Annotated in this window: 10 protein-coding genes; 9 read left to right on the forward strand and 1 reads right to left on the reverse strand. The window is 43.0% G+C overall.

What is annotated here, in order from left to right; genetic code table 11:
* Positions 1-7: 7 nt before the first annotated feature.
* The 7 genes from M3221_RS18470 to M3221_RS18500 are packed head-to-tail and all read left to right on the forward strand — an operon-like array spanning position 8 to position 7,652.
* Positions 8-1,459 carry an oligosaccharide flippase family protein gene (locus M3221_RS18470; RefSeq protein WP_251273193.1) on the forward strand — a complete coding sequence of 484 codons (1,452 nt, stop codon included), beginning with the start codon at positions 8-10 and terminating at the stop codon, positions 1,457-1,459.
* Positions 1,460-1,464: 5 nt separating this feature from the next.
* Positions 1,465-2,745: a glycosyltransferase family protein gene (locus M3221_RS18475; protein ID WP_251273194.1), complete on the forward strand. Its 1,281-nt coding sequence runs from the start codon at positions 1,465-1,467 to the stop codon at positions 2,743-2,745.
* Positions 2,746-2,748: 3 nt separating this feature from the next.
* The gene (locus tag M3221_RS18480; RefSeq protein ID WP_251273195.1) at positions 2,749-3,879 is read left to right on the forward strand and encodes a glycosyltransferase family 4 protein; all 1,131 of its coding nucleotides are present in this window, start codon (positions 2,749-2,751) and stop codon (positions 3,877-3,879) included.
* Positions 3,879-4,541 (forward strand): acetyltransferase, encoded by a 663-nt coding sequence (locus M3221_RS18485; RefSeq protein WP_251273196.1) that lies wholly within the window; start codon positions 3,879-3,881, stop codon positions 4,539-4,541. Before M3221_RS18480 ends, M3221_RS18485 begins: the two co-directional genes overlap by 1 nt.
* A gap of 10 nt (positions 4,542-4,551) precedes the next feature.
* Positions 4,552-5,454, forward strand: a complete 903-nt coding sequence (locus tag M3221_RS18490) for a glycosyltransferase (RefSeq protein ID WP_251273197.1) — start codon at positions 4,552-4,554, stop codon at positions 5,452-5,454.
* Positions 5,451-6,626 carry a DegT/DnrJ/EryC1/StrS family aminotransferase gene (locus M3221_RS18495; protein WP_285881221.1) on the forward strand — a complete coding sequence of 392 codons (1,176 nt, stop codon included), beginning with the start codon at positions 5,451-5,453 and terminating at the stop codon, positions 6,624-6,626. The genes M3221_RS18490 and M3221_RS18495 overlap by 4 nt, the downstream gene beginning before the upstream one ends.
* Before the next feature lie 12 nt (positions 6,627-6,638).
* A complete protein-coding gene (locus M3221_RS18500; protein ID WP_251273198.1) occupies positions 6,639-7,652 on the forward strand; it encodes a Rossmann-fold NAD(P)-binding domain-containing protein in 1,014 nt (337 codons plus the stop codon).
* Between the two features lie 35 nt (positions 7,653-7,687).
* Here the strand turns inward: M3221_RS18500 and M3221_RS18505 are convergent, their stop codons facing one another.
* Entirely contained in the window at positions 7,688-9,535 is a 1,848-nt protein-coding gene (locus M3221_RS18505) for a polysaccharide biosynthesis protein (RefSeq protein ID WP_251273199.1), read from the reverse strand.
* A gap of 1,277 nt (positions 9,536-10,812) precedes the next feature.
* Between M3221_RS18505 and M3221_RS18510 the strand changes: the two genes are divergently transcribed.
* A complete protein-coding gene (locus M3221_RS18510) occupies positions 10,813-11,130 on the forward strand; it encodes an IDEAL domain-containing protein (protein WP_251273200.1) in 318 nt (105 codons plus the stop codon).
* Positions 11,131-11,741: 611 nt separating this feature from the next.
* Positions 11,742-12,035, forward strand: a complete 294-nt coding sequence (locus M3221_RS18515; RefSeq protein ID WP_251273201.1) for a hypothetical protein — start codon at positions 11,742-11,744, stop codon at positions 12,033-12,035.
* Positions 12,036-12,119: the final 84 nt, after the last annotated feature.

The raw sequence follows: 12,119 nt of genomic DNA on the forward strand, positions 1-12,119 counted from the left end.
AATCCAAATGCAGCTTTTAAAAGGAACGTCGGCTCTTTTTTTCGCTATGGCTTTGTCTGCTCCTGTATCAGCTGTAACAGGCATTTGGATTCGGAATATTCTAGGGCCGGAACAATACGGGATTTGGCTCGTGTTTTCGATGATTTTTATGTATGGCTACTATATGCACCTTGGTATTTTGGATGGATTCAGCCGGGATATACCGCGCCTTCTGGGTGAAAAAAAGTCTCTTCAAGCGCATCAGCTGCGCCATGTTGTATTCACTTGGATGACAGGCTCCGGTATGATTGCTATCGCATTCATGCTCTTGATCTTATGGCTCCCTTTCACTTCTCTTGAAAAGATACTGGGTATCATGGCGTTTGCGCTTATTCCTGTTCAAAATATTGCTTTGTTTCATAACCAACTGCATCTTACAACCCAGAAGTTCAATCATGTAGCAGTGATCCAGCTGATCATCGGCTCGCTTCAATATGTATTAATGGCACTTCTTGCCCTTCTATTGGGTATATACGGCTTGTTTTTAGGTGTACTTATAGGAAATGCCTTGGCGATTATGTACAGCTCGAAGCATCTCCCGTATAAGCTAAGGCTTTTATGGGATGGAAACGTACTGAAAAAAATGCTTCCATATGGCCTGCCGATTATGCTGATTGGCCTTTTAACCAGCTTGCTGACTACATTGGACCGGCTGCTCGTTTATTCTTTTTTTGGTGCAGCCGCAGCAGGGCACTACGGCATTATTGCTTTTGTTTATCAAGGTATTATGGTACTGCCGGGTGTTTTTCATCAAATTATGTATCCGAAAATCAATTATATGTATGGGAAAACAAAAAAGAAAAGGCACCTTAAACACATTATCCTCCGCCCCGTTTACTACATGGCGTTTGTCAGTCCGTTTTTTTTAGGTACATTGCTATTTGTATTCCCGCCTTTTGCAGCTGTGCTGATGCCCGAATATAAAGAAGGAATTGATTTATCAAAAGGAATTATTGCAGGTTTATTTTTCTGGCTTTGGGCTCCTCTTTTTGCTCAATACTTGATCGGCGTCGACAGGCAGTGGACCTACGTGAAAATACTAATTGGAGCAGTCCTGATTAATGCGGGAACCACTATTTTGTTGACTATGAATGGTTTTGATATGGAAGGAGCTGCTGCAGGCCTTATTGTGTCACTTATATGCTGTTCTTTCCTAGTGATGCGCGCTGTATTAAAGGACATGGGGGAAACCCTGTTTTATTTCTTAAAATGCGCTGCAGCCATGATCCATCCCTTTATCCTGATGGTTTTACTCGTATGGTGTGTGCAGCTCCTGCCGGCTCATTTTCTGGTGCAGTCCATCCTGTTTTGTGCTGGATATAGCTTTATATTAATCGTCTATTCTTATTTTGTGCCACCATTTAAAAAAGCAAGACGACTGCTTATCTCTCGTCTGGGAAAACAAAAAAAGAGCAGGTGAGCAAGATGATAGAGTCAATCACGCAAAAAAGCGTGTGGGTTTTGGTCTCACTGGCAGCCGCCATGACGATCGGTGCTCTTGTTTCACTGCATAATGTAACTTTAAGTGTGTACGCAGGTATTGTCCTGATGTTTTACGCATTCGCTTTTTTGCTTTCCACTTTTTTTCGTCAGCCCAAACTGGTCATGCAGATCGTTTTATTTGGGCTGACAGTCCGGCTTTTTGCCATGATCATTTTAAAAATATATTCCTTTTCGACAGGGCTGGACGGTTTTTTTCCAGGAGATATCGATGCGTATGGGTATCATGGAGACGCACTGGCCGCGATCCAGTCGCATTCCTGGCTTCAGGCGCTTGAAGGCAACCTTTCGTACACCGTTTTTGTCGCGTTTTTGTACAGCATCTTTGGCCCGGATATGAACATCCCACAGCTGGTCAATGCAGGTGCCTCTATTTTACTGATCCCTCTTTTGTACGAACTGGGAAACCGGGTAGGCGGAAGGCGGGCGGGAGTTGCAGCCGCTGTATTGTGGAGCCTTTTTCCAAGCGCTATGTTTTGGTCAGTTTCTTTATTAAAAGATGGATTTATTGTATTAGGCATGATTTTGGCTGCGTTTTTTATTCTTGGGCTAAACAGGCGAAACATTCAGGTGCATGAGGCAGTATTAGGCTTATCTGGGGTTATCATAATTGGTTTTCTTCGGCCGCAGTTTTTATTGGCGATTGCCCTTCCCATCGTTTTTATCGTTATTCGGCAATTTGCCCGGGGGAAACACCATTTTCTTCGAAATACAGTGATTCTCGCGCTGTGCATAGGAGTTGCCGCAGCGACAACAGCCGGGGATATTATTTCGGAAGCCCTGACAGACTCCACATCGGCAGAGGAAGTAGAGAGAACGGATGAAATTGCACTTGAAGGCGGATCCGGTATTCCGCTCGTGACGATGTTTCCTCCAGAAGTACGGTGGATCGTGCAGCTTCCGTTTTCTATTCTTGCGCCATTTCCATGGCAATGGTTTTCCGTCAGCGAGGGATTATATATACTCTCAGGAGCAGAGATGATTGTCTGGTATGTTCTTTGTTTTTCAATTTGGCGCAGCCGGAGAGAACTGCTGGCGGGAAGCGACACGAAAATCCTGCTGCTGTATGCTTTTGCTATTTTCCTGGCGGTATCGTTCAGCCTGCCGAATATCGGTTCCATCTATCGCTACCGGCTTGCAGCACTGGCTGTACTCCTGCCTCTCGTACTTCGTAAGCCGTTTCGAAAAGGGGAGGGAGCTGGATAACTGGTGTCAAAAAGTGTTTTATTTATCACGACGATCAGCAGAACCGTGCAGGCTTTTTTGATTCCGCATATTTGTTATTTTCTTGAACAGGGTTATCGCGTCGGTATAGCGACAAACACGGAAGATGAACCGTTAGATCACTTAACTGAAATGGGTGTAACAGTTCATTACGTCCCGTTTAACCGAAAGGTACTGTGCAGGAAAAATTGGAGAGCGTTTAAGAGAATCAAAAAAGTAAGCAAGGATTACGATATTCTTCATCTGCATACACCAGTCGCGTCTTTTCTTGCACGCATGGCGGCTTCACGGCAGCACCGCATTCTTTATATGGTGCATGGCTTTCATTTTCATGAAGGAGGCCGGAGTTGGACCAATTGGATATATATACTCGCTGAAAGAGCAGCCGGCTGGCGCCCACAAACCGTTGTGGTTACGAATCGGGATGATTTGAAAGCGGCGAGAAGGCTTCTGCCGAACAATAAGATTCACTATGTTCATGGAGTCGGTGTAGACACAGAACAATTTAAAAAGCGTGTGCCATCAAAAGAAGAGACACGAAAACAAAAAGTAGCTCTTGGTATTGCCAAACATGTGCGTGTACTTACCCATATTGCGGAATTAAATGAGAATAAGCGACAGTTCGATGTAATCGATGCCTGTGCTCTTATGAGAAAAGAGAGAGATGATTTCATGGTGCTGCTCGTTGGGTCGGGTGAAAGGGAAGAAATGATTCGGCAATATATTCGGAGCCGACAGCTTGACGATCATATTAAATGTCTTGGATTCCGCTCTGATATCCCAGATCTTCTTGCTATCACTGATATTGGCCTGTTGGTATCTATAAGGGAAGGACTTCCACGCTCGATCATGGAAATGATGGCATCTCAAATTCCTGTTGTCGCAACCGATATACGAGGCAACCGTGATCTTGTTGAAAACGAGGAAACCGGTTTTTTAGTACCAGTTCAAACGCCGGAAGCTATTGCCGAGAAGTGTCTGTTTCTGTTGGAAAATAAGCAGCTTGCCCGGCAGCTCGGTGTAAAGGGCCGTGAAAAAATAGAAGCATATTTTTCGCTTCCGGCTGTTCTTAAAGAAATGGAGGCCATTTACAAAGAATTGAACAATGAGAGGTGATGGATGTGAAGAAAATCATCATCATTGGTTCAGGAGGGCATGCAAGCGTCATTATTGACGCAGTTGAGAAAGAAAAAAAATACTCGATCTATGGCATTATTGATCCCGTCCGTCCTGTCAATACGATCATTTATGGTTACCGGGTGATTGGAACAGAGTCTGTTTTGCCGACGATCATGAAAGATGTGCATGGAGGAATTCTTGCAATTGGAGACAACTGGAATCGAAAAAAAACGGCCGAAGCAATCCGTACGCTTGTACCCGGCTTTACGTTTGTGTCGGTCGTGCATCCAAAAGCCTGTATCAGCAGCAATGTAAAAATAGGAGACGGTACAATTGTCATGGCCGGGACGGTTGTAAACCGCAACGCGATCATTGGAGAGCATTGCATTTTAAATACAAACTCGTCGGTTGATCATGACTGCATCCTTGGTGACTTTGTCAGTATTGCACCAGGCGTCGTCCTCGGCGGTAATGTAAAGGTAGGAAATAGTACGGCCGTGTCACTCGGGGCTAGGGTTATTCATTCTGTCAGTGTCGGTGAGCATACGGTCATTGGGGCAGGCTCTACGGTTGTGCATTCAATTGATTCATACTGTGTCGCTTATGGAACCCCTGCCAAAAAGGTCAGATCGAGAAAACCGGAAGATGGCTATTTGTAGGGAGGACTAAATGAAACGAGTATTAATGCTGCGATCGGGGAAATCGTATCTGCCGCAAATAGAAGCGACAATTGACTTTTTTTGCAAACAGGATACGCACATACAGTTTGTAGATTCTGCAGAAGCAGAAGGAGCGGGCCTGCATGAATTCGATGGTGTATGGAAGTTTCCGGGCATTGATTGGAATGAAAAGCTGTCTATTCCACTTATTCACGAGTACGCTTCTCTTTCCACCGGACTCTTTCCAAGATGGAAAAACAAAGTAAAAAAGATGGTCAATGTAAAGCCAGATCTTCGCATTTATTTAAACGAATTTGTAGAAGATGGATTTTCGTTTTCCGACAGCGTCAGCTTTGTGTATCGGGATATGGGTGTAGGTGATCATTTTTTTGACTGTCAGGACGCTGTCAAACAGTACGATTGCGTGTATGTGGGAGCTATATCTAAACAAAGAGGGATCAGCCGAATGCTTGATCATTTTAAATATCGAGCTAAAAGCAGCAGCCTTTTAGTGGTCGGCAGGGTGGCGGATGACCTCTATAAAGATTACGTTTCATGCTCAAATATTACTTTTACCGGTGACGTTGCTTATAAAGATGTGGCCAAATATGCATCGACTGCCGTCTATGGGATTAACTATATGCCTAATAAATATCCGTACAATAGGCAGACTTCTACAAAGCTGCTAGAGTATGCAGCAATGGGATTAAAGATCGTAACAACGGATTATTTATGGGTCCGGCATTTTATGAAGCAGCAAGGAGCATCTTTTCTGTTTGTGGATGAGCATCTGAATGGACTTGATTTTTCAACGCAGCAAGAGCAGGTAATGGTGGATGCTGATCAATTCAGGTGGTCTAATGTGATACAAAAATCTGGTCTGGAAGAGAAACTGAGGATTCTTTTCTCATGATCATAAAAAGAGGTGAAGGATTAATGGAGCCTTCCAAAAAGCCAATTTATCTTTCACCGCCTCATATGGGCGGATTGGAGCAGCGGTTTATTGACGAAGCATTTAAACAAAACTGGATCGCTCCTGCCGGCCCTCACATTGCCCGTTTCGAAGAAGAACTGGCCGCTTATACGGGATCGGGCGGCGCGGTGGCATTAAGTTCTGGAACAGCTGGCATCCATCTAGCTTTGCGTGCCCTTGGGCTTCAAAAAGGAGACACGGTGTTTTGTTCGTCTTTTACGTTTGTGGCTAGTGCCAATCCGATCCGATACGAAGGAGCGGAACCGGTGTTTATCGACAGTGAACCGGAAAGCTGGAATATGAGTCCTGCAGCGCTTGAGCAGGCTTTTCGGGAAGCGGAGCAGAATAACCGCCTGCCTAAAGCGGTGATTGTTGTTCACTTGTATGGCCAGAATGCTGACATGGATCCGATTATGAAATTGTGTAATACGTATGACGTGCCGGTTATTGAAGACGCAGCCGAATCGCTAGGTTCTACGTACAAAGGACGGGCAAGCGGTACAATCGGTACATTTGGGATTTATTCGTTTAATGGAAATAAAATTATTACTACTTCTAACGGCGGCATGATTGTGTCAAACGACCGGGATGCGTTAGAAAAGATCCGGTTTTGGTCCACGCAGGCAAAAGACAACGCCGGACATTACCAGCACAGTGAACTTGGATACAATTACCGCCTCAGCAACGTTCTTGCCGGTATTGGGCGTGGACAGCTGCTTGTTTTAAATGAGCGAATCAGTGCTCGCCAGGCGATTTTCAACACGTATAAAAAAGAACTTTCACCTCTTCCAGGTGTTCGTTTTATGCCGGAAACATCATATGGTACTGCTACTCACTGGCTGACTGCACTGACACTGGAAGAAGGACGTGCAAAAATAACACCTGTGCAGCTAATCGAAGCTCTCGCTCAAGCTGATATTGAAGCGCGCCGTGTATGGAAACCGATGCATGCACAGCCTCTTTATCAGCACTGCAAGTACGTTCCTCATCAGCCGAACCTTAGTGTCTCAGATGCTGTTTTCAAGGAAGGGGTTTGTCTACCGTCAGGGTCAAGCTTAACAAACGAAGAACAGCAGCGGGTCATCGATTGTGTGAAAAAGGCACTGCGGTAAGGAGGGAAGGCGATGAACGTTTTAAAGAGGGTCAAAGAAGAAATGAGAAGCTTTCAATGTGAGTTTGAAGGGCGAATTGCAACGGTAGGAACCACTGCAAGAGATTCGCAGCCGTTTTCTGTTCTGCCGCGCCGGAATGCACTTGGGTTTGAGGCCATTAATTTTTTGGTGCTGCATCCTGAGTATGCAGAAGAATGCTTTACAGCGCTGGATGGCAAAGTAAAGTATATACTAGTCGATATTGAAATGAAAAAACAAATTGATTTAATGGAGATTGCTCGAAAATGTGTTCAGCAATCAACACTCGTTTCGTATAAACCAAATGATACAACACTTGAAGCGGCTGACTTTTTTCTTCGTCACTCCTTTGCCGATAATATGCGGGGGAAAAAGGTTTTTATTTATGGAGCAGGGAACTTGGGAACAAAGCTTGCACTGCGCCTGGCTGAACGGGGAGCCGAGGTGTTCTTAGATTCACGAAATCCTGTTAAAACAGCGGAGATTATCCGGGCACTTAATTATTTAATGCCAAGGTGTTCAAGTCAGTCGATTTACCCGGTGCAAAGTTATAACACACTGGACAACGAAATTGATATATTTATTTCCTTTACCTCTGCCTCTCATATTATTACTCCTGCCTATCTTACTTGTATAAAAAAAGGGGGATTAGCCCTTGACGGAGGTATCAATAACTTCACCGATGATTTTATAAAAGGAGCAGCACGGAAATCGATTGATTGCTGCCGGCTTGATGTTCGGGCTGCTTTTCCTCATACTATTTTATTTTTACTGAAGTATATTCAGAATTTTTATGAGAATGTGCAGGGAGAAGCCATTTTTTGTGGGGTGAAAGCAGTAGCGGGTGGTGTCATGGGGAAAGAAGGAGACATTGTTCTGGATCAAATCAGGAACCCGAAGCAGATTGTCGGCATTGCTAATGGAATAGGCGGGCTGAAACCGGAAAATATGTATACAGACATCGAAAAACAGAACCTTCAAAAACTGAGAGACTGGCTGGAAAAGTAAGAAGGAGCGGCAGCGCCGCTCCTTCTTGCTTTTTCTTAATGAAACAAATCAATTTGATAGGAAGGAACAATTTCTTTTAACAACAGCTTAATGCGTGCGTCGGTCTGCTCGCTGCCAGGCTCATAAACAATTTTTTTGAGCCGGCCTATCCAATGATCCATATCAAACCCACTTAAATCTGCTGGTTTGGCCACGAAAATCAACTCGTGTTTGGACGCCATATGTCCTTCTTCTGTGGTGAAAAGTTCTTCGTATAACTTTTCCCCAGGACGCATGCCTGTATAGCGGATTTCGATATCTTTTCCTGGTGTCAGACCGGATAGTGTGATTAAATTACGGGCCAGTTCGCTAATTTTAACGGGCTTACCCATGTCTAAAATAAAAATTTCTCCGCCCTTTGCCAGCGCCCCTGCTTGAATTACCAGCTGCACAGCTTCAGGAATAGTCATAAAATAGCGTGTCATATCCGGGTGTGTGACTGTAACAGGGCCGCCATTTTGAATCTGCTTTTTAAACAGTGGAATCACGCTGCCTCTGCTTCCGAGTACGTTCCCAAACCGGACTGCGACAAAGTTCGTTTTGCTCTGCTGGTTTAAATTTTGAATGACCAGCTCAGCGATCCGCTTGGTTGTCCCCATGACGCTTGTTGGATTGACTGCTTTGTCTGTGGAAATTTGTACATACGTCTCAACATTGTATTGGTGGGCGCATTCTGCCAGATTTTTTGTACCGAAAATGTTATTTTTAACAGCTTCGGTCGGGTTGTGTTCCATCAAGGGAACATGCTTATGAGCGGCTGCGTGAAAAACAACCTCCGGACGGTAAACAGAAAAAATGTGTTCAAGCCGGTTTTTGTCTTGAATATCCGCAATAAGTGCTTTGACAGGAAGATCGGGATAAAGCTGCTCAAGCTCTTTTTCAATCGTATACACGCTGTTTTCACCGTGGCCAAGCATTAATACTTTTTTTGGTTGAAACGAAGAAATCTGCCGGCAGATTTCAGAACCGATTGAGCCGCCAGCTCCCGTAATTAGCACTGTTTTTTCCTGTATATATTGGGAAATTCCTAGAGTATCCAGCTGAATCGGTGGGCGTCCAAGCAAGTCCTCCACATTTACCTCACGGATCATACTTAATGTAACACGACCGTTAATAATATCTGTGATACGCGGCAGGATTCTAACAGGAGTGCCACAGCTTTGGCAGCTTTTCACAATCCGGGTAATATCGCTTCCGGAAGCAGATGGCATGGCAATAACCGCCGTTTCAATATCGAATCGTTTAATAACCTGTTCGATCTCGTGACTTGTGCCGGCAACTGGCATGTTTCGCACATGAAGGCCAACTTTTTCTGGGTCATCATCAATAAATGCAACAGGGTACAAAGGGGAATCTATCGTTTTTTTCAGCTCTTTCACCACTAGGATACCTGCATTGCCTGCACCGATAATCAGTGTCCGCTTTCCTTTTTTATTTGGAATCCCCTTGTTCTCATTTACAGACCATAAAATCAGCCGGGAAAATAAAAATGCTGTTAATGCAACGGTCCAGGTCATAAAAACAAGAGAGAACGGCAAAGTGGTCATATTCCATGCGGAAAAAAGAAGATGGAGAAGACCCCCAGTGACAAAGGCAAATGCGAAGCTTTTTCCAATAACTTTTGTTTCCCCCATACTTGCAAAACGCCACAAGTGGCGGTAATGGTTAAAGTAATGAAAACCAACTGTCAGCACAGCCCAAAGCAATCCGAAGAGATACACCATTTCAGAGAGTGTAATCCCTCTGCTGTTTTCATAGAAAACAAAGCAGGAAACTGCAACTGAAAGAAGGATAATCCCAAAATCCACCAAAAGCGCCAGAGCATATCGTTTCGTTCGGCTCATACAAAAGCCTCCTTTCTATACTTTTTAGCTCTTTACTTTATATGAGTTTATGGAATGAAGTGTGAGATAATTTGGAAAAAACAAGGGTAAAATAGGCTTCTGTTAAAAAAAATGGAACAGAGTAACTTTATTTCCATTCCGTTTGTTTTCTGGACAAAAAATTAGCGCCGTATGCCCCGTCAAAATCTTCGATTTAGTGGGGGTTAGGCGCTAATTTTTTGTTCAAGCGAAATTACCTGCATTTCCATTATCTCAGGTGCCGTAGCGGAAAGAAGGCAGGAGTCCGGTTCATTGTCGGATTCATGCCCAAAAAGCAGCTTAATAGTTATGGCTAACTTTTTGGGTCTAGATAGATCATCTTTATGTACGTGAAGAAGTAAGGACTAACCTGCTTACTTCTTCCTATAACAATGTACGTGTCAACTTGGTTATTGATACAAAAAACAGCCAGGCTGGACCCGGCTGCAAGAAATGGTTTCGATCTTGATGAGTTTGAATTTTATTAGTTCGAAACATTACCGTTATTACCATAATATAGATTTTTATACATAATATAGAATCACCTTGAAAAATTGAATAAAAAAGGTGACAGCTTGCAATTTTCGAAGGAGAATGGGTCATTGCCGATGTTGGAGGCAAGCCAACTTTCTTTGCTCTGAAGAAAGCTTTTGAAGCAGGGGATCGGGCAGAAAGTAGCGGTAATAGAATATAAAACAGGGAGATTAGAGGCGGAGCGGAGACATTATGTTTACAGGAGCAATAGTGAAAATTTGCAAGGTGAAACAGTAGAAGCTTGAGGCGCATTATTAGATGAAAAAAGTAACTATTCCAACCAAGAATAGTTACTTCAAAAATTTCTCAATACGCGTGAAAGGAAGTGGGGTAAATGTATTATATGCGGCAACGATGGAAGAAGTGAAATGTAGTTTGCTGAATAGTGAACTTTCGCATATTATTCACGTCTAACTTTGTTCAAATAAGACAGAATCGTTGTTTTCAAAAAACTAGGGATTCATAACCATAAAACCATTTTATAAACAAGCCGGAAACTTTGGAACTTATGAATATTGAAATTAGTAAGCTGATGACCGTCGCTGTTGTTGGAACGAATGGTTTAGGAGGTTAAAAAAGATTTTTAACAACTGTGTTATCACTAAGACAGCGGAAGCTCTTATAACAGAGCCTAAAAACCTAACTTCTATTGCGGAGAAATATATGGATTTAATTCCTTTTTATTCCTAATACGCTTTTTCTTATTCAAAAAGGGGGAGGCAGCCTTGGAGATCGGAGAGTGGAAAAGAGTCAAAATCGGCGACGTTACAGTCATCGGATATATAAGCCGCATTGTTTTTTCGGGCAGTCAAATTGAGATAACGATAGTTGCCATTATCAAAAACGATCTACTGAAATGGGGAAGGGGAATGCCAAGGACGTTACTATTTGGGAAGCATCGTCTAGAACCCATTGGCACACTGCTAGATGATATACAGGATAAAACAGCGCTCATTGATCTGGCACTTATGACGAAGGACAAAGACTGGTTTGAAGAATTGACTGAAGGATTAAAGAGTGGCATATCGAGGAGCAGTAATTGAGCAGAAATAGCCGTTGGAAGAAATAAAAGTTTATTGCATGAAAAAGAGAGAGGGGTGAAAGGAGGCCGCTGAAAAAGTCATTGATTTCGAAAGTTAAAAAATCGATTCTCAAAATAACGTCACTTTTTAAAGGTAAGTGGGGGGTATTTTCGTCGCTTTTTAAAAATTAGACTTTTTCATCAGCCTCGTGTGGAAGGCGAGCACATTTTTGTTCGGTATTAGACCTTAACGCCGTAACGTTTGGAAATAGCGAAAAAGCGGTGGGAATTTGCATAAAAAGCAGCCAGGTGAGAGACCTGACTGTAAAAACGTTCTGAGTTTATCGCATTACTGGTCATTCATCTCCCTCAAATTGTTTCGCAATTAGGGGAGATAAATGGCCTCTTTTTTGTTTGTTGCTTAGCATTTAAAATGTATGTTTTCCTTTTTGGCATACTCTATTTTTTAAATAATAGATGAGTGAGATGATGCTGAATTACCGCTTCGAAGTTTTTTCGAAGCAGAACAAAAAAGCACCCTTCACTCATGGGTCAACCTCTGCCGCCAGCAGTCACATTATGAACTATTAAGCATAAAAATATACAAAACTATAAAAATAGAGGAGGCCCAAGATGGAATTAAATCGTAAAAACTACTTCTCTTTAAAAAAGTCTGGTGCAAGCGATAAAAATGCAGCCGAAAGATTTGGTGTCTCTTTATCAAAAGTGCAAAAATGGAAAAAAGAAAATCTGACTTCTAAAGAAATCAGGAAATTGCAGTTAGAAAAGAAGTTTGTTCCTGGGTGCGAATGTGAGGAAGAACATTGCAATTCTAGTAAAGTGCATGTTTGGTACATGACAGAAGAAGAGCGGCTAGCATACATCAAAAAGCATCCAATTCGGTCAACCAGCCGTACAAAAGGATGATCGTTTTCTAATATTGACGGGTACGGAAAGCGGTGGAAAGAGAAGATGGATTGATGAACAATATTTGAACTACCGCCCACTTAC

The sequence above is a fragment of the Domibacillus indicus genome, from assembly GCF_023715895.1.
GTDB lineage: Bacteria > Bacillota > Bacilli > Bacillales > Domibacillaceae > Domibacillus > Domibacillus indicus_A.